Origin of the sequence: Nostoc sp. DedQUE09 (assembly GCF_034530915.1) — a bacterium.
GTDB lineage: Bacteria > Cyanobacteriota > Cyanobacteriia > Cyanobacteriales > Nostocaceae > Nostoc.
The window spans coordinates 30,883-50,367 of sequence record NZ_JAVRCE010000030.1; the positions used below are offsets into that span (position 1 = coordinate 30,883).

General features: G+C 39.5%; 16 protein-coding genes, 1 tRNA gene and 1 pseudogene. 2 read left to right on the top strand and 16 right to left on the bottom strand.

Features of this window, described 5'->3' with window-relative positions:
- Nucleotides 1–202: 202 nt before the first annotated feature.
- From RMY27_RS19410 to RMY27_RS19435, 6 genes are all read right to left on the bottom strand, one after another.
- The gene (locus RMY27_RS19410; protein ID WP_322665930.1) at nucleotides 203–379 is read right to left on the bottom strand and encodes a hypothetical protein; all 177 of its coding nucleotides are present in this window, start codon (nucleotides 377–379) and stop codon (nucleotides 203–205) included.
- A 316-nt stretch (nucleotides 380–695) separates the two neighbouring features.
- Complete coding sequence (locus tag RMY27_RS19415) at nucleotides 696–1,454, bottom strand: YebC/PmpR family DNA-binding transcriptional regulator (protein ID WP_322665931.1); 759 nt, start codon at nucleotides 1,452–1,454, stop codon at nucleotides 696–698.
- A gap of 175 nt (nucleotides 1,455–1,629) precedes the next feature.
- Nucleotides 1,630–3,198, bottom strand: coding sequence for a metallophosphoesterase family protein (locus tag RMY27_RS19420; RefSeq protein WP_322665933.1), 1,569 nt, complete (start codon nucleotides 3,196–3,198; stop codon nucleotides 1,630–1,632).
- A gap of 121 nt (nucleotides 3,199–3,319) precedes the next feature.
- Complete coding sequence (locus tag RMY27_RS19425; RefSeq protein ID WP_322665935.1) at nucleotides 3,320–3,745, bottom strand: type II toxin-antitoxin system VapC family toxin; 426 nt, start codon at nucleotides 3,743–3,745, stop codon at nucleotides 3,320–3,322.
- A 7-nt stretch (nucleotides 3,746–3,752) separates the two neighbouring features.
- Nucleotides 3,753–3,968 carry a hypothetical protein gene (locus RMY27_RS19430; protein ID WP_292746820.1) on the bottom strand — a complete coding sequence of 72 codons (216 nt, stop codon included), beginning with the start codon at nucleotides 3,966–3,968 and terminating at the stop codon, nucleotides 3,753–3,755.
- Between the two features lie 126 nt (nucleotides 3,969–4,094).
- Nucleotides 4,095–5,327, bottom strand: a complete 1,233-nt coding sequence (locus RMY27_RS19435) for a damage-control phosphatase ARMT1 family protein (protein WP_322665937.1) — start codon at nucleotides 5,325–5,327, stop codon at nucleotides 4,095–4,097.
- Nucleotides 5,328–5,563: 236 nt separating this feature from the next.
- Here RMY27_RS19435 and RMY27_RS19440 point away from each other — a divergent pair.
- Nucleotides 5,564–5,737, top strand: a pseudogene (locus RMY27_RS19440) (DUF4360 domain-containing protein); the annotation flags it as partial.
- Between the two features lie 200 nt (nucleotides 5,738–5,937).
- Here the strand turns inward: RMY27_RS19440 and RMY27_RS19445 are convergent.
- Nucleotides 5,938–6,339 carry a hypothetical protein gene (locus RMY27_RS19445; protein WP_322665939.1) on the bottom strand — a complete coding sequence of 134 codons (402 nt, stop codon included), beginning with the start codon at nucleotides 6,337–6,339 and terminating at the stop codon, nucleotides 5,938–5,940.
- A gap of 256 nt (nucleotides 6,340–6,595) precedes the next feature.
- A complete protein-coding gene (locus RMY27_RS19450) occupies nucleotides 6,596–6,820 on the bottom strand; it encodes a hypothetical protein (protein WP_322665941.1) in 225 nt (74 codons plus the stop codon).
- A gap of 681 nt (nucleotides 6,821–7,501) precedes the next feature.
- Between RMY27_RS19450 and RMY27_RS19455 the strand changes: the two genes are divergently transcribed.
- Nucleotides 7,502–7,786, top strand: coding sequence for a DUF427 domain-containing protein (locus tag RMY27_RS19455; RefSeq protein ID WP_322665943.1), 285 nt, complete (start codon nucleotides 7,502–7,504; stop codon nucleotides 7,784–7,786).
- A 133-nt stretch (nucleotides 7,787–7,919) separates the two neighbouring features.
- On the opposite strand, the gene RMY27_RS19460 is transcribed toward RMY27_RS19455, so the two are convergent.
- The 8 genes from RMY27_RS19460 to RMY27_RS19495 form a co-directional block, all read right to left on the bottom strand.
- The gene (locus RMY27_RS19460) at nucleotides 7,920–8,846 is read right to left on the bottom strand and encodes a PEP-CTERM sorting domain-containing protein (RefSeq protein WP_322665945.1); all 927 of its coding nucleotides are present in this window, start codon (nucleotides 8,844–8,846) and stop codon (nucleotides 7,920–7,922) included.
- 84 nt (nucleotides 8,847–8,930) lie between these two features.
- Nucleotides 8,931–9,503: a Uma2 family endonuclease gene (locus RMY27_RS19465; RefSeq protein ID WP_322665946.1), complete on the bottom strand. Its 573-nt coding sequence runs from the start codon at nucleotides 9,501–9,503 to the stop codon at nucleotides 8,931–8,933.
- A 694-nt stretch (nucleotides 9,504–10,197) separates the two neighbouring features.
- Entirely contained in the window at nucleotides 10,198–13,206 is a 3,009-nt protein-coding gene (locus RMY27_RS19470; protein ID WP_322665948.1) for a hybrid sensor histidine kinase/response regulator, read from the bottom strand.
- A gap of 274 nt (nucleotides 13,207–13,480) precedes the next feature.
- Nucleotides 13,481–16,288: a methyl-accepting chemotaxis protein gene (locus RMY27_RS19475; protein ID WP_322665950.1), complete on the bottom strand. Its 2,808-nt coding sequence runs from the start codon at nucleotides 16,286–16,288 to the stop codon at nucleotides 13,481–13,483.
- Between the two features lie 61 nt (nucleotides 16,289–16,349).
- Complete coding sequence (locus tag RMY27_RS19480) at nucleotides 16,350–16,847, bottom strand: chemotaxis protein CheW (RefSeq protein WP_194042956.1); 498 nt, start codon at nucleotides 16,845–16,847, stop codon at nucleotides 16,350–16,352.
- A 4-nt stretch (nucleotides 16,848–16,851) separates the two neighbouring features.
- Nucleotides 16,852–17,229: a response regulator transcription factor gene (locus RMY27_RS19485; RefSeq protein ID WP_069071198.1), complete on the bottom strand. Its 378-nt coding sequence runs from the start codon at nucleotides 17,227–17,229 to the stop codon at nucleotides 16,852–16,854.
- Between the two features lie 62 nt (nucleotides 17,230–17,291).
- Nucleotides 17,292–18,359: a response regulator gene (locus RMY27_RS19490; RefSeq protein ID WP_322665953.1), complete on the bottom strand. Its 1,068-nt coding sequence runs from the start codon at nucleotides 18,357–18,359 to the stop codon at nucleotides 17,292–17,294.
- A gap of 885 nt (nucleotides 18,360–19,244) precedes the next feature.
- A tRNA-Leu gene (locus RMY27_RS19495) sits at nucleotides 19,245–19,326 on the bottom strand.
- Between the last annotated feature and the right edge of the window lie 159 nt (nucleotides 19,327–19,485).

Consider the following 19,485-nt stretch of genomic DNA (forward strand, 5'->3'; position numbering starts at 1 on the left):
TAATTGGATAGTGGCAGATATGATTAGGCGATCGCTTTGAACTTTGATTTTTATACGATCGCACCCTTGAGCAAGTTAATAAAAAACCCACTGATTGGTAGGGATTCCAGCGGGGTTAAATAATACAGTTATCTTTTCAGAGAAACCAACACTAAACTTGATTATAGAGCTACTAGAAACTTTTACGACTAATAGTAACTATTTATAAGTGTTTATGAACTAGTTTTTTAGCATGATGCTTGTGATGTTTCGTATGATGAACTTTAGCAGATTTTACGCTAGGATGATGGATAGTTTTAGCTTGAGCTTGAGATGCAAAAGCGGTTACAGGTGCAGCAAAAATTAGAGCCAAAATTAAAGCTTTAGCGAACTTATTCACTTGAAAAATCCTCATTAGGTAATCAACAATTTAACTATCCAATAGACGTATGTCATCAGTTTGTAATTAATATGAATCTTTCATGTCTATTTTTACATTCGTCAAATATAGGATTTACTCGGTTAAGGCAAGAGACGCGATAAATCGCTGTCTCTACAATCTGGAATTCTCATCAAAAAAAAGCTTAACTGAATCGTATGGGCCTACGTGGAATACTTGGCTAAAAAATACTTGCTGATATTTCAATCTTAAATGTAACAATCTGGACATCATTCAAATAACTGTAATTTGGCTATAATACCGGGGTTAATTTTGATTAGGAAATGCTGAGAGCCATCAATTCTTCTGCTACGTCAAAGTTAGCTGTGACATTTTGCACGTCATCCAGGCCTTCTAGAGTATCAATTAACTTGAAAAGCGATCGCGCCTGATCGGAATCGGTAACTTCTACACTATTACTAGGAATCCAGCGCAATTCGGCATCAGTCACCTTAAAGCCTTGATTTTTGAGTGTCTGACTAAGGGTTTCTAAATTTCCAATATCAGTAAAAACCTCAGCCATCTCATCTTCAGTCATTTCATAAGACTCGGCACCACCTTCGAGGGATGCTTCTAAAAGCTGTTCTTCGTCGACTACACCTTGTACTACACAAACACCTTTTTGTTCAAACATCCAGCTAACGCAACCTGTTTCACCAAGATTGCCACCATTTTTACTAAAAGCTACACGCAAGTCAGCAGCAGTGCGATTGCGATTATCTGTGAGGGCTTCGATTAAAATCGCTACACCACCAGGGCCATAACCTTCGTAGCGAATCGCTTCAAAGGTAGCATTATCGCCGCCAAAAGTGCCTGCACCTTTAGCGATCGCTCGTTCAATATTATCATTGGGAATACTTGCTGCCTTTGCCTTGTCAATTGCCGTGCGAAGTTGAAAATTCAGCGCCGGATCTGGGACGCCGCTTCTAGCCGCAACGATAATCGCCCTGGATAACTGAGTGAAGGTTTTTCCCCTTTTTGCATCTACTACCGCTTTCTGGCGCTTAATATTTGCCCATTTACTATGTCCTGCCATAATTTGAGATGATCGTAACTCTATTTAAGATTAGGATATACCTAGCTTTTGTCTCAATGCAAAGGTGCATTTGGAAAAACACTAACAAAATCACTCCAAGCAACCCAGCAGCACTAAGATTTGATTTTTAAGTGAGATGGGGAATGATGTAGTTTAATTACTTGCCGCATCCCGTTTAGATCGCAAAAGGTTCAAGTTCCGTGTTATGCCACTCTTGTTCAATCCGTTCAGTAATCAACGGCCTGATGATAAACTTGGGCGGGCTACCATCCAGAACATCAATCCGCACACATGAATAAGGCAGTCGGTTCTGGAAATTGTAGTTATGACGGCCCACAAATAGCGTTGAATCTGCAACTTTCCGAGTGGGTTTACCTGCAATATCAGCAAAAGTTTCCATCAATTCAGTCCCTTCTCGCCGTTGATAACGGGGACGATGACCGCTCCCACCAGAGATAATGCAGTTAATGTGAGAATCAGCAAATCCGGTGTCAGTTGTGCAAAGATGCTCTAAACAGTGAGCGTGGCCGTTTAAAATCAAATCAACTATGGGGCGTTCTTTTATTAGAGTACCAAGAGTTTCTGCTACTTGTTCAAACACCCAGCGCAAACGGTGGCGAACCGCCAAGGTTTGTGCTTGATTCCACTTGGTAGCTTCTGTGACGTAGGGAGGATGGTGGAAAAAGATTACACGTCCGCGCACCTCGGAGGTGTTCCAAGATTCGATTAGTCTGCTTCGCAACCATTCAAGTTGTTCAAAATCGATGGCAGGCATTTGATGAGATGCTAGTTGTTTTTCAATGTCAATTTTGATTTCGTTTATTTGGTCTAATTTGGCACTAAGGTCATCAAGTTGTTCCGCTTCCGTGGGTTTATCTGGGTTGAGGCGATCGCATATTTTCAAAATCTCCAATTCTTCTCGATCTATTTCCTGGCGACGCTTTTGTAATTCCCGACGGTAAATTTCCCCTTCTTTCGTTGCAGGTAAAGGTGATGGTGTATTAAAGGTATTAGAATCTAGTGCAAAAAAGTCAATCCCGCCGTAACGAAAGGTGTAATAGCGATTGGGTAAACGAGTAAAATGTCCAGGTTGATAACGCAAACATCGCCCTGTATCGGTCTTAGCAGTGTAGTGCCGATCTAAATGACGTTCTAACTCTTGTGGAGACATCGCCTGGGTATAGTCCATAAATGCTCGTGCATAAGCATTACCTTGATACGATCCATGCCAGCCAATCTCAATGTCTTTGTAGCGGAACAGGCGACGTAGTGACGATGTTGTGCCAGTAAATAAACGGTACATTAACGGCACATCGTAGTAATCATGATTACCAAGTACTGGCAAGAATGGCAGATTAAACACCATACGATCGTAAGGAATGCTGTTCGGGTTGTTGCCACCGACAAGAAATTCCCGGTAAGGCTCAATAAAGTTTGTTGAATAATACTCTTGGGAACCCACCACATAGATTACATCACCAGTGTGCAACACAAAGCTGCAATCATCGCGGTGAGTCAGCATCAGTTCGGCAACCTTTCGTTGGGGGTGTTGTCGATAATGGGATTGAGTACCAGAATCACCAATAACCATAAAGGAAAATTCTGGATTATCCTGCCTGTGATCGTCAATAACTAGACTGGTTTGGTCAATTCCCCGTTGCACAAAACTTGGATGCATCCACCGCACCCGTTCCTTCATCTTTTGAATTTTCACAGGAATCGGTGGATCGGAAATCAATTTCATGGCTGATAACTCTTGAATGCCTAACGCACACGCCAATTGTAACGAAATATTTAATTGTCATTAGTCATTAGTCATTTGTCATTTGTGAATAATTAATGTCTCATACCCAATTCCCAAATCCTTACGGCAAATTTTCTCGCAGTAAGGCTCGAAAGCCTGCTTGTTGAAAATGCTCATCAGCGGTTAGTGCTTCAATGATTCCACTATATTGCATGACAATAAAAGATACGCAATCGACAAATCCCCATTCTTTCTCTGTTTGTTCTCGATATAGCTCGAAAGCACGTTCGTAGAGTTCTTGGGAAAGGGGGACAATTTCTACTTTGGAGTCTGCTACTAGAGAATTTAACAATATGATTGCAGCCTGACGATAAGGTTGTTGGGATAAGGCATTGCCAATTTCCAACATCACCGCCTGTGTTGTCACCAAACGAGTTTCTGCTGCTTGTAACATTTTAGCCAGATGTAAGGCTCGGTCATGCAAGCGATCGCTCGGTGCAGATAAGGCAATGGCAAATGATGTATCCAGAAAGACTTCAGAATGCATGAAAAGTTTATTTACTGTACAAATATTTATCTATATTGGCAGACCAGTCAGCCGGCCCTTCGAGGTTGAGCGATCGCGCCGTTTGCAGAAATGATACCGTTTCATGTTCGCTTGGCGGTAAAATTTCAATACTGATTCGCACGCGAGTATTAATTGGCAATGCGATCGGTTCAGCCGGATAGAACACTTTGCCATTAAACACAGCTGTGATTTTTTCTACCATTTTCCTTAGAAAGTTGTTCTAGTCTATCCTAAGCTGGTTGTGGTGATACGGGTAGGGTAGACGACCGTAGAAGTAGTGAAGATACGTATACTTCTTTTACAAATTATCTCGATGTTTCAAAATTGCCTAAATCACCAACTGAATCACACCCCACTGTCCATTTGTCAACCAAGAAGAGTCAGATTTTGCTACTTTCTCAATAACTTCTGGTTTTAAACCAACTGCTACTTCTGACTTTAGGGTGCGTAGAGCTACCATTGGCACAGGTAGGTAACAAACTATATCTGCAATGTCAGTGGTAAGATCCCAGTGGCGATCGCCTAATAATCGACGATAATTAGCATCTCCTTTGACTATAACCAAACTCGCATTGGCTAACTCATTTTTGAGGTAGTTGGGTATTTCCCAAAAGGCTAAAGGCGATGTCCAGAAGTAATCTTCAGATAGTACTAAATGCCCTGATGCAATATTGTCTTGCAGTCTTTGGGTAAAGGATGTAAGTTGTTGATTTCCAGTAGCGGCTAAAAAACTTATTGTGTAATGTACATCTTTAATCATGGCATCAGATACAAAAGTCGGATGTGGCTTTAAGTGTAGGTAAACCCGATTCGCCAATCCGCTACTTAACAAAAAATCTACTAAACATAAATCACAAACAAGTTCAAAACCAGCATTGTCTACAACAAAATCAATCCGTCCCCCTTGAGAGTTGGTTAACAATTCTGTGACTTGGGAGGCATCATTTACTAAAATGTGAGCTAGTTGGGTTTGAATATCAAAACGACTGCGATCGCTCTCGGATGCTGACCATAAACTTAAGTCAACTCGATTTCCCCACAAAGCAAAATATAACAGCGCTATTAAAGCTGTTTGATTTAATTCTCCCTTCCCTGGGGAATTATTTAACCAATTGTTAGCCCGCTCGCACAGTAGAACAATCGAGTCCAGAGATGCTTCTAAACTTTGAGACTTTTGTAACTCAAATAGATCGACACCTTGCGATACATCAGGACGAAAATAATTAGTAATTTCTAGAATTAACCGAAAAAAATAAGTTTCGGCAAAAAACCAAGGAATATCTAGCCAACGCTGACCTTTGTATAATTCTAAATATGTATTCCAGGCTGAAAAATCTACAGCAGTCTTATTTAAAAGAGGTTGCACATATCCAGCTGGCAATTCTGTAGCCAAGTTTTCTAAGTTGGTATTAATTTCAGAGGAGAAATTATTTTCAGCAATAACTTTGCGAGCGATCGCAGGCATTCGTTGAGTAACTGTATACTCAGCAAAAGAACTAACTTCTGACCCCAAAAGAGACGGTGGTATGGGTAATTTGGGGATATGAGATATATTCGCCACCAACTTTTCTTATCCTCATGTTTTTAGTTATTCTAACCCTGTGTGCGACTTTCTCTCAAACCTAATCAACTCAGCAGCAGGATAAATCAAGCGATGGCTCATTTTCAAATGCTTTTCAGACTAAGCTTTAACCTTATTCCTCTTTTCTTACGAAAGTATAATCTATAATGCTTATGGAATAATGGTTTTAGCAAAACATTGACTCCAAGCATACTGTTAGAAAATAAAGCTTCTTTGTTCGAGATAGCTTGGCAACCGTAGCTAATATTTGGTCGGCTTGTGGTGATAGTGTAAATATGCGGGTAAATGCTTCGATGCGTGCTAGTGGTATTGGGATAGCCACCATTGACTCTTTTGATCTTGCTCACCGTGGCTTAGTTTATCACCTCAAATATCGCCGCTGCGTTTAACTAACTACTAATTCGTGATTTTCAAACGTTTCACTATACCAATTAGTAGAATGCTAAATAGAAAATGCTGTAGAAGTACAGTATTGATGTGCTTCTACAGCATGATTTAAATAGATTTGGGAGATGCAGAGATCGATTTCAGCACTCCAGAGACTTAGTTATGCTGTAAATCCGTTAGGAACTTGACAAGCCTAAATTGTCTATTGTGAATCATTAATATCGCCAAATGATGTCATCTGTAACTCGACTGCGTTGACGTAACCTCGATCGTTCAAAACTTCCGCTGGTAACTTATTAGCCCTGATAGCAGCTTGAACCACATCTTTTGCAGTCAAGTATCCGGTTTGGTATTTGAATAACAAAGTGCCTCCACTGGGAATACCCTGCTCTTTTAAATAACCTTGATAAGCTAAAAAGGCAATATTAAAGGGTTGCAGATATTTAGTATCTGTAGGATTTTTGCGTAAAGTATTAGAGTTGGCATCTGTATTTATTTGTCCACCACCATCGTTACTATTAACTGTTTGAGCGCTAGCAATTCCAGGTATCAAAGCTATAGAAGTAATGATAAGTGCAGAATTGAGCAAACTTGGGTATTTCATGAGTTTATCCTTGGTAGAAATTAATTAGTCTTTTCAAGTAATAGAATCTTCTTGTGTAGCAATTTAAGCTCTTGTGATTAGGTCATCATATTTATTGATTTATTAATCATAAATTCGCGTAAAGTAATATCCTCAAAGCTTGAGGGATAAGCTTTGAAGTAAATTACCATAGTTTCATAAGAGACTATTTTGTAAACAAAACTGTAATTGGTAAAATGATATAGACTACACCTCAAAAGCCCAGATGTAACTTAGCTCATTCAAAATTACCAAAACCCATCATGTAATAGGCAATAGAAGCAGTATCAAAAGGTTTGAGAGAATTGGGATTCGTGGAATAACTAGGGTAAGTATCAGAGTTGACATCTGTATTTATTGATGGGCTATTGTGATTTTTGCTTTGATGAAAGTAAGTGATTTTGGACATAGAGTTAATCCAAGCAATAATATGTGCAGAATTTAGCGAGTTTGTGAATTTCATAGAGTTATCCTCAATTAGAACAAAGTGCAATTGCAATCAGTATTCTCTAAAAATAGAGTCCACTATTTTTTTAATCTCAACCTTTTAGGATCAGTTGATCTGATGGGTTGATTTGTTAATTACCTAAACGGGTTAGTCAAATTCACCCAAATTGGATAAATTGAACATTCAAAGAAGGCTGAGTCAGAACTTAAAAGAGTCAAAGATATGCTAAATAAACTCCTTGCCTCACAAGTATTGCTAGAATATGCTTTAGCTTAGTTCGCACTTCTCTACGAGACGCTGCGCGTAGCTTGCTTCCACGTTTGGGTAGCGTGCCGTAGGCAAGTGGTACGACAAAGCCGACTGCGCTCAGTACAAGTCAGTGAACACCGCAGGCATCGCTTACTCACATATCTAGAGATTTTTTACTTGAGGCTATCAACCGAAATATAACTTTGTTTTGGCTAATAAACTTTCCATACCAATATGTTAGAAAATCTTGATGATGGAAGCAAATGCTTTTAATTTTCAAATTGATAAGTAAAAGTGATTGTAATTAATATCAAAGGGAAATCCTGTAACTCATTGCCTCTTTATGACTTCTGAACTATTTTGCAGCGTTACAGGTTCCAGAAATTCACTACAAATAAGCTGATAGTGTAAAAATGTTATATGTATAGTTTATTTACAAAGTCATTTATGCCGAAAGCAATTTGGAATGGAGCTACTTTAGCCGAGAGTGATAATACTGTAGTTGTGGAGGGCAACCATTATTTCCCTGTTGACGCCATTAACAAGCAGTACTTTACTGAAAGTAACACCCACACTACTTGTGCTTGGAAAGGTGTTGCCAGTTACTACAGTATCGAAGTTGATGGGCAAATCAATAAAGATGCTGCTTGGTATTATCCCACCGCCAAGGAGAAGGCTAAGAATATTGAAGGTTATGTGGCTTTCTGGAAGGGTGTAAAAGTTGAGGCTTAATAAAGGTTCCTGGAATTATTTTAGTTTCAGGTAATTGATATTATCTTTGACTAATTGCACATAAAATAATTAGCCCGCACAGACGGGCTAATTATTTAAACTATTTCATTTACAAATTTGTTTTAATAATTAATTATACTTTCACCTTGCGAAATACTACTTGCTTTCTCTTCACTAGCCAAGCCAGACTACCAGCAAGTATAGTACCAGCGATCGCACTTGGTTCGGGTACTGGTTTCGATAGAATAGCACCAGGGTTCAATATCAAAGTACCAGAGTTGATAGTGATGTTGCCTGCTGCTCCTGAATTATGGCTACCACTGTTAATTTGTCCAGAATTGCCGCTAGTGCTAATGGGAATCGTTACCTGACTACCACTTATTACAACAACACTATCGGCTGTAACAGTTAAACTACCTGCTGCTTCTGAATTATTGCTACTAGCGTTAATTCGCAGGCTGCCAGTAGAGATAGTTAAATTGCCGCTAGAGCTTGTTAAATTGCCGCCAATGGTGATGCTATTTAAAACGTTTACATTACTATCATCGATTCCTGTTAGTCCACCCTTGATCGCTAAATTCTCGCTGTTGATAGTGCTATTGATAAGTGTTAAGTTACCATCTATATTCACATTGTCACCGCTGATGGTGCTATTGGTAAACGTTAGATTACTAGAATTGTAAGCGTTGATATTGCCAGCGATCGCAAGCCCAGAAAGTGTAACATTCGCGGCGTTAATGTCAAACACGGGGAATTGATTATTGCCACTGATGCTAAGTAAGTTAGCACTTGGGCCATTAATAGTGAGATTTTTGGCAATCGCAAGTGCCCCACTTGTCAGTGTAATTGTACTAGGATTACTGCCCAATAAGAACTCTACTACGTCATTGCTAGCTGCAATGTTGATAGTGTCTCGCAACGAGCCGACGCCACTATCATTGAGATTGTTAACCACCAAGGTAGCAGCTTGTGCTGATTCCACTTGCATTATCACCCAACCCAGAGCAACGACTGTGGAAATAGCTTGAGCGATCGCCTTTTTTTTATTATTTTTTGTCACCTAAAACTCCTCGGATTAATTTTTCAAAATTACAAAAGTCTGGGATATTATTCTTACTATCTTTTAACTGAATATTAATCATCTTTATTGACTAATTTTTGTTGGCTTTAGCCATGCAAAAACCTGCGTAACCGTTAAATTAAGTTGCAAAAAGTCAGGTACAGGCAAGACTTCATCCCCAGTTATCTCTATAGGTTGCTGCCCTGGCAAAAATACTAATACTAAGCGTTCATTGGGATCAAGCAACCATCCTAATCGAGTACCGTGTTTTAGACAGTGAAGAATATTTATAATTACCTTGGTTGTATTCTGTTCTGGTGAAAGAATTTCAATTGTCCAATCAGGATAAATTCCAAAGGTATTTTCAATTTCCCCATTAGCATCAAAGGGAATCCGTTCCCAAGTAAATACACTCACGTCTGGTACAATCGAACGTCCACCAAAGGTACAGCGTAATACTGGAAAAGCCAAGGCAATTTCTTGTTCTTCAGCAATTTGACTAATTGCGTTACAAAGTTTTAGTTGTAGGCGGGAATGTTTGCCTTGTGGCATTGGTTTCTGGTAGATACGACCATCGATAAATTCACTAGCAGGTTCTGTTTCTGGCAGTTTGAGGAACTCTGCTAAAGAGATAGATTTGTGCAGCGTGGTTGTCATAGCTGTGCAAATGCCATATTTGATTGGAATCTTAGCATTTTCTGTCCTGGGATTTTAGGTAGCGAGTTTATTGTCCTTGATGTTGCTGCTTACCTGAAAAAAAAATAGCTCTAAGCTTTGGTTAGAATTTGTATTGATAAGTTTTGCTTAAGCTGTAGTAACGATCGCATAAATGTTTGCACAAATAGATAAGCTTTGGTAACGAAACAGGTTGTATTGGTAACAAAACAAGTTGTGTCGTTACCAACGGATAAGCATTCGTCACGAAACAAGTTGTGTTGTTACCAACGGATAAGCATTCGTCACAAAACAAGTCGTGTTGGTAACGAAGAGACAAGCTTGGTAAAGATAACAACTTTATTTATAACGATAGCTTCTGTGTTTTTGTCCTGTGCTTTAGTTCAATATGTAGTTGCGATCGCAGTAGCAACAGCCGTCAATGTTACAGTTACCATAAATTCACTACAAATTGAGTTTACGTATATTTATTTCAATTCACACCAATAATATGACGCAAAAGCTAGGCGATGATTACTGATATAATTTAGTTTTTGAACCCGCGCAGGCGGGTAAAGTCTCGTGTAGCTGTGACTTCCAGTCGCCAAGACATTAGAAGTTAAAACAAATGGTGCGTTAGCCAAAGACTAATGCACCCTACGAAAATATCTAAAACCTAATTATGAATTAACAATTTTTAATTAGAAGCTGCCTGTTCTGCAACATTACGAATTATCTCCTCCAGCGTTTGGAGTAATTCTTGCTCGTTATAAGGTTTAGAAAAGTAAGCCCGCGCCCCCAATTGCATAGCTAGTTGCCGATGTTTATTGCTGCTACGAGAAGTCAGCATAGCAACTGGAATATTTTTTGTATCAACGTCTGAATTTACCTTACCTAAAAAGCCATAACCATCAAGGCGAGGCATTTCAATATCGCAAATTACTGCTTCCACTTTTAATCCACTATGGAGTTTTTCTAAGGCATCTTGACCATCTTTAGCTTGCTCTACTTGATAGCCTCCTTTTTCAAGAGTCAGAGCTAAAAAGCGGCGAACATTAATCGAATCATCTACGATTAAAATTGTGCCTTTTTGCTTAATAGATGCTGCCGAAATTTTCTCTTCATCAAATATCAGGAACGGTGTTTTTAACCTTGCTGATGGTAATTGAGTACCTCTCGGTGTCTTTTTATTTGTAGCAATCCAATACAGCAACTCATTGACATTCACTAGTGGCACTACTCGACCATCACCGAGAATTGTGCAGTTGCTGAAGCCTTCAGGTAAAGGTATATTTCCTTCGACTTGGCGAATCGCAACTTCTTGTTCACCCCAGCAACGATCTATTTGGATTGCTACTGACTGATTATTACCTTTGACTACTAACACGCTGTTGGTACTAATGGCTGCCGGAATTTCCAACTCTGCGCTATCGTAGCGTAGGCAATTAAACTCTAAATAACGAGTTAAGCGAATCAGCGGCAGCATGGTTCCTTGCCAATTTAAAACTTCGCTACCAGCCATTTCAAAAACTCGCTCGTCTTGGAGTAAAGATATTTCTGAAATGACATCTGTGGGAAATGCCAATAGAATTTTATTGATTTCTACCAGCAGAACTCGCGCAACGGAAAGTGTAAAGGGTACTGATAAGGTGAAGGTAGTACCAACTCCTGGTTCCGTATCAACTTTCACATCTCCTCGAATTAGTTTGAGGTTGTTGCGAACTACATCCATACCGACACCGCGGCCAGATAATGCTGTGACTTGTTCGGAGGTGGTAAAACCTGGCTCAAAAATTAGTGATAATAATTCTTCATCACTAGCATTAGCCAGTAAAGAAGCATCCAATCCCATAGCTAAAGCGCGGGTGCGAATTTTCTCTAAAGAAATGCCCCAACCATCATCACGGATGGTGATGATGGTACGATTACTGCGGTGAGTAGCTGTAATTTCAATTAATCCTTGTTCTGGTTTACCCAAAAGGCGACGCGTGGCAGAGTCTTCGATACCATGATCGAAAGCGTTCCTTAACAAGTGCATTAAAGGTTCGTTTAAAGCTTCTAAAATGCTGCGTTCAATTAAAGTGTTGCCACCTTCAATTTTTAACTGAACATTTTTGCCATATTCGACATTTAAATCGCGTAAAGCTCTGGGAAAACGTTCGACTAAATCGGATAGTGGCCGCATTCGGATGTGATTTAGCTTGGTCTGTAACTGTTTCGATGTTTTGTTGAGTTTACGAGCAATATGGTCTGTATCATCTACACTTAGTTGCACATCTGTTGTGACTTCCTGTACCTGAACAATGGTTTCCATAACTTCCTGCGATCGCAGGTTTAATTCGTTATAGCGATCCATTTCTAAGGCATCAAATTCTGTGTTTGTACCTTGTAGTTGGTGGCCGTGTTCAGCTTGTACCTGTGAGGTAGCTTGAGTAGAAATTTTGTCGGAAACTATACGTAATTCCTGGTTTTCGCGGTCGAGAATTTGAACTCGCTGGTTGAGGTTGCGAACGAGTTTGCGTAATCTTTCTAATTGCGAGTTTAAGCCATTTCGTTGAACAATCAGTTCGCCAAATAAATCATTAATTTGCTCTAGCTGTTTGCTAGGAACTCGGACGCTATTTTCATGAATTTCTCGTTCTTTACCAACGGCAACTGGCTCTCCTTTGCCTTCGCTCAATTTGGCATCTGGAGGATTCTCTTCTTTAGCAAATATTGTATTGTGTTCAGTTACATTGACAGAATTTACATCATCAGCAACTTCTGCATCTACAAATGTAAAATTGGCTGCAATTGCTTCATCTTTGACCCAAGTTTCTGGAGTTATTTCTGCTTGCCAAACAGCTGTTGACACTACTTCTGTGTCGATGACATCTGTAGGGAGAAGTTGTGGTATTACTTCTGCTGGCAATAGTAGCTGGGATTGCGAACTACCCAAGTCAATAGCTGTAGGTAAGTTATCTAATTGATTTGTCAGCACCAAAGCTTGCGATCGCCGCCATGCTTGCAATGCTAATTGGGCAACTTCGGGAATGCGATCGCTACTAACAGTTTCCAAATGCTGCGTTACTGACTGACAAAGCTTGCTAAAAGCTGGCAACTGGAGCATTTCCCCTAAACCGCCTAATTCCGCTGCCAAAATCGCAATTTCTTCATGCAATCCGGCTTGTTCGGTATCTGCCAATATAGATTCTAGACGCTGCAAACACTCTTCTACTTCTGTGGCAAACAGCAAGGGGATAACGTCTTGCCCGTCCTCTGGGGATAGCATAGTTGAGGCATCTTCTGGGGTGGGGTCGCCCAAGCGATCGTGCAACTCATCGAAGATGGGATAACAAAAAGTTGCTAACCACTGATCTTCGACAACATTCCCTTCTGCAAGCAATTCCACAATTTGACGCAGCCAGTCAACTCCAGATAGCAATAAACTTTGCAGCTGAGTATCAATTTCTAAAGAATTTTTTTTAGTTTTTAAAACTTTAAAGGAATCTTCCAGACGGTGAGATAAATCACTTAACGATTTAAATCCCATCATCCCCGCGCCACCTTTAATAGAATGAGTGGCTCGGAGTGCAGCATTGATTTTATCTAAATCGATGCGGTTACTAGTATCGATTTCTAGCAATACCCCTTCTAAGGTATTCAAGTAATCTGTCGCTTCTTCCAGAAACTGCATCTGGATTTCTAATTCTTTGTCTTGTAGCATGGTTTTTGTCCTTAGTCATTGGTCATTGGTCACTTGTACTGAGCGCAGCCGAAGTATTGGTCATTAGTCATTAGTCATTAGTCATTGGTCATTGGTCATTAGTAAAAGGACAAAGGACAAATGACAACAGACAAATAACAAAAGTCATTCGTCACTTGTACTGACTTGTACTGAGCGCAGCCGAAGTAGCGTAGTCGTTGGCGTAGCCTCTCGTAGAGAAGTATTCATCACTAGCAAATCGCAAAGGACAAAAGACAAATGACAAATGACAAACTTAACTAACTTTGAAAGCCTCGACAGTCTCTTGCAACTGCTGGGAAATATCCACAGTTTGTTGCAGAGATTCGGAAACTTGGTGAGATGAATCGCTGGTACGTTGTGATATAGCAGCAATATCTTTCATCAATTGGCTAACACTTTGGGATATTTCAACCTGAGATGTTGTTGCAGTAGAAATCGACTGCACTAAGGAGTCAATTTGAGAAGATACATCCAAAATTTCACTCAAACTTTGTTTAGCTTCCTCCACAATTCGAGTACCTTCTACCACTTGGGTAGTGCCTATTTCCATTGCTTGCACTACTTCACTGGTTTCTCGTTGGATATTTTCAACAATTTGTTCAATTTCTTGGGTTGCGGCGGCACTCCTGACTGCTAGTTCGCCGACTTCTTCAGCAACAACAGCAAAACCTTGACCTTCTTCACCCGCACGTGCTGCTTCGATGCCGGCATTAATAGCAAGCAGGTTGGTTTGAATCGCGATTTGGTTAATCAAGGACACTACGCGAGAAATTTGTTGCGAAGACTCTCCTAAGCGTTTCACTTTCTTAGCAGTTTCACCCACAGTTTCCCGCAAAGAGAGGATATTTTGTACTGTCAAATCCATCGCGTATCCACTCTTAGTAGCAGTGTGAGCAGCATGGTTAGCAATGAAGGCAGCTTTTTCGGCACTTTCGGCTACGGCTTTCATGGATTGGGTCATTTGGTCAACAGCATCAAGGGTGCGGTTGATTTCGGCAGCTTGGGTTAGCGCTTCCTCTGCTAGGTGGCGGATAGCTCCTTCGTTAGAGCCAATGGCACTATTTACATGGATGGCAGCTTGTTTAACTTGGGTAACAATATCCCGGAGGCTTTCCACAATGGAGTTGAAGAAGTCGGCAACAGTACCAATTTCTCCAGCAGTTACGTCTGCACGCACTGTCAAGTCACCTCTAGCTGCACCTTCTACGTCATTGAGTAGTTGTAAAAGTTGTTGTTGCAGTGTTTCGTCTGACCCGGTTACAGTTACATTTCTGACTTTTTCTATCTCTTCTAATAACTTGGCTTGTTCTAAGGCATAGCCGACTTGAGTTGCTATTTGTTGAAACAAGTCAATTTCCGGCTGTTGCCAAACACGAGGAGTTTCGCAATGATGAGCAATTAATAAGCCTAAAAGTTTTTCTTGGGCAAGAATCGGTACGATTAAAAGACCTTTGACAGCAAATTTTTCCAACAGTTGGATGTAACCGTCGGCATTTTTCAAGCTTTGGTCTTGATGAATATTGGCAACCGCTTGTACCTCTCCATCGAGATAAGTTTCTAGATAATGTTCCCGAAAATAGGGGTCATCAATTTGCACTCCCAGCATTTCCGGCCAATTACCAGTTAACGATTCCGCAACGACAGCGCCAGCCAAAGTACCTGGATTCAGACTATAAATTATTACTCGGTCTGTTTTGAGGATTTGCTGAACTTCTTTGACTGCTGCGTGATAGATATCTTCAGTTTTGAGAATTTTCCGAATCCGTAGGGTAATATCTGCTAGTAATTTTGCCCCTTCAACATCCAGTTCCTGTTGCTGTTCCTTAACTAAGACCTGCAATTGTTCAGCCATCAGGTTGATATTTGCACTCAATACCCCTAATTCGTCTTCTCTTTCAATTTCCAGACGGGTATTAAATTTACCTTGACCTAACTTTGCTAATGCCGCAGTTGCATTGAGAATTGGCAGTGTAGTCAGTTTAGCTAACCGAAATGCGATCGCACCCACAATCAAGGCTGTCCCTGCTGTACCGATGGCTATAATCCACAACAATTGTCTTTGCGGCTCAAATACAGTTGCGGTGTCTGTAGCTAAAAGTACCTGCCAGTTTAAATCAGGTAAGCCATCTATCGTACTAGCTGGTACATAGCTGACTAGTTCTTGTTTTTTGTGAGTTTTGGGAACTTCTATAAAACTATTTGCCTTTCTAGCTGCTAGCAGCTTAGGTAAATTAGAATACTCTCCCTTTGCCTCTTTCCCCAATAATTCCTTTTGGGGACTCAAGAAAACTGTTCCTGAAGCATCAAGCAAATGGTATTGTTGCCCGTTGGCTACGTAATTTTTGATAACTTCTTCTAAAGATTTTACGGGCATACGTGCTTGTACCACGCCAATAGTTTGTCCCGTTCTTGTCTCTTTCACAGGTGCAGCTAGATAAATACTCACGACACCAGTATTTGCTGCTTCCGGTTTGCTGATGACAGGAGTATCTTTTTGTAAAGCGTCTTGAAAATAGGTGCGGTCTTTTGGATTTTCCAGGGGTTCGCCTGTAGACTGGACAATCAAGTTACCTTGGCGATCGAAAACAGCAATACCGTCATAGGCTTTGTAGGCTTCGACAACCCGATCTAAAACTGCTTGTTTTTCTTGAGTACTAATACTAGCTTGAGAATTTGTCAAAAATAGCAAGTTTGATATTACCTGAATATCCCCGTAGCGTCCCAGCATAAAGCGGTTAACTTTATCACTCAAACCAGTGGCTTCGGCTTGTTGAGATTGAGTAATTTGCTTAGTAATAGATTTATTAGCAAAACCAAAAGCGATCGCACCGATGCCCAAAACTGGTATTGTACCGATTGCGATCGCTAAAATAGTCGCTTTCTTAACTAATCCCAGCCTTGTAAAATAGGCAATACCCTGATTCAAAGAAGAATTATTCACACTTTTATTATTTAGCTTATTTGGTAGCTTTACTACAGTTCCAATAGCTTTTTGAGATGAAATCAGTGATGCTCGATTTTGAACGCTATTACCTTGATTCGTGTTTGTTTTATTAAACATAAAATCATTTCTCCTAAATATGTGAATAAGAACACTAAAAAGCTTTTTTTAGTAGTACACCCTAATCACTACGGAGAATAGAAGACTGGACAATTGCCTGTGCATCTAATACCAATAATATTTCTTCTTGTTGCACAACGCACCCACATAAATAAGGAACTAAACTGGATGTCACTTGTCCTATAGGAGAATGAATATCATCAACTATGAACTTGGTTGTACCTTTTATTTCTTGTACAACTAATCCCAATACCAATGATTCCACTTGGATAACAATCACATTGTATTGTCGCAGTCGATAATCTAGAGATTCTAAATTGAGCATTCTTGGTAAATCAACTACCCAAATTATCCGACTCCGCCAATTCATTAATCCTAATATGCAGGACGGCATATTCGGTATTGACGTAATAGATTCAACAGGCACGAGAATTGCTTCTTGCGTATGCCTCATTGATAAAACAGCAGTAGTTTGTTGATTTAGCTGAAACTTTAGATAACTATCTGCTAAATTATTCGGGATTGGTTTTGAAGAAAGAGTAATGTTTGTACTAGTCATTGATTCAAATTACCACTGATTTAATAGTACGTAGAAGATGTTCGCGGGTGTAAGGTTTAGTTATATAGGCATCTGCACCTTGTCTCATTGCCCACAAACGGTCAATTTCTTGATTTTTAGAACTACAAACCACAATCGGCACTTTTGCAGTAATTGGATTTCTTCTCAGAGAACGACACAATTCAAATCCACTCATTTCTGGCATTACTACATCAGTAACGATCGCATCTGGTTTTTCTAACACAGCTTTTTCTAAACCTTCTTTTGCACCACTTGCTTTAATTACGTTGTAACCACTCTCTTTGAGATAATGGCTCATTAATTCCAATTCGCTGGGAGAATCTTCTACAATCAAAATTGTGCCAAGCAAAGTCAGGCTCACTATCAAATCTCCTAAAAAAATAAATTAAACATATTTTGTTATTTTTATTTGCCTTATTTCAATCAACCAAGATGCTTAAAAACCATTTTTAGCAATTCTGATTGTGTAAAAGGCTTAGTCAAATATCCTGACGATCTGACCATTTTAGCCTTTGCTCTGTCGATAAATCCTGTTCTACCAGTTACCATAATGATCGGTATATTTTTAAAAGCTGAATGTTTACGTAATAATGAACATAGTTCATAGCCATCTAAACTTGGCATTTCAACATCTAGCAAAATCAGATCGGGCTTACTCCGTAAAATTTGCATTAAAGCTTTTACCGGATCGTTGATCATCACAACTGAAAATGTGTTTTCATCCAAAAAGTGCTTAATGGAATTTAAAACAGTTTGGCTATCATCAATGCAGGCAATTGTATATAGTTTTTTGCCAACAGTTGGCTGAGTAGTTTTATTATTCTCAGGAAGATCAAAATTGATCGGGATTGGCAATTTTTGCCCAATTTTTATTTGCAGTTGCGGCTGAACTTGAGATGTTTGTGTTACAGATAACACTTGGGAACTCCCACCAGCCGGAATTGATGACTGAATGTTTTGCCGATTTCGTAACTGTTTTTGACAGTGTTCAACAAGCAACCGTAAATCCAGGTGACAGAACTTTGGTAGTTCATCCAAAGAGCTTTCTGGACTGAATTCATAGCTACCTTCTTTTAAACACAGAAATGATTCCATTACTTCTTTTGCCAATTCGTCTATCAGGCTTCCTGCTTGCACAGAGGTAATATAGTCCTGATTTACTAACCAACAAATAGCTTGGTAATCTGCATTTGGTATTGATTGATGTTCATTTTTAGTCTCAAACATCAGCCGCATCTGTACACGAGTGGCATTGTTGAGAGCAGGAATTTGCTGGCTCAAACGCCGTAAGTGACTGTCAAGGCGCTCAAATAGTTTATCTGAATAGGAGGCATAAGTAAGTTTACCGTCCTCTAGATAGATTGACCAAGAAACTATCCCGGTAAATACGCTTAAGCAACCCGTAGCACGCCGACTTGTTAATTGTGCCAACAGAGATAGCGGATGTAGTTTCTGGAACAACCTGTAGCTACCTATAGGAGTTGTGCTCATTTTGCTTTTACTTCAGCTAAAATTCGATACGTGTAAGCTAAATTCGTGTAAAGTTATTCCACAATTAAAATCAAGTAAAAAGCATTAAACTTTCGGATTTTAAAGTACATCTGTTTACATCTAGATTTGTGGTAGAACTCAACGAGAGTAGCGTTATTTTCAGATGAGCAAATCTTAGTAAATTCGTAAATCGTAATTAATCTACTTAGTGTTACTGAGATTTATCAACATCTTTCGATAAATAAGACATAAAAATGTCAAGACTAGATGAAGCCACTTTCCATTGAGTAACCCTAATCTGACCACAGGAATAATACTGATTTTATTGATGTAATATCTTTTAACTTCTGTATTTACACTTAAGTAAAATTTAGTTTTTAAACAAGTAAGGACTGAATGAAGCCACTTTGCATCGAGTAACTTCAAATTGACCACAGTAACAATACTTATTTATTGAAAGCTATAAATGTATTTTTTGTTATTTGCATTTAAGAACCTAGATCAAACAGAATGCAAAACTTATTTTTTGCAAAGTGTTTTACCGCCGAGAGTAGGGTACTGAAAGGACTCGGAATGGTACGTTATATCCCCAACACATCCTACCTACGAAAATTGTATGTAGGTTATTAAATCCACTAGGACTTATGCACTTTCGCACATTTACTATCATCTGGAAAACAGACTATTAAGCTAAAAGTCTTTCCCTGGCTTGTTCACAGGCGCAGCACACCACAAATAATTTTTCAAATATCCTCTTATATCTGAAGCTATGCTGGCGAAATATATTTTTATTTAAACGATATTTAAATAGGCTGGCAACTATCCTTGAAGTTTTAACTCAAGTATAAGTACCAGCCTAGATAAGGCAATTCAATTTATTAAAAGTGCGGATGAAAGGACTTGAACCTTCACTCCTTTCGGAACTAGAACCTAAATCTAGCGCGTCTGCCAATTTCGCCACATCCGCATCATCAGTTTATTATAATAGCATAAGAAATTATTTTTGGAAATAGGGAATGAGGAAGAAGCAGGGGAGACGGGAGTAGATAAAGAAGCAGTTCTTGCTGGAAGCAAAGGGGAGAATAAAAAATTACCTCTTTCCCCTCTGCCTCTTCTCCATGCCCCA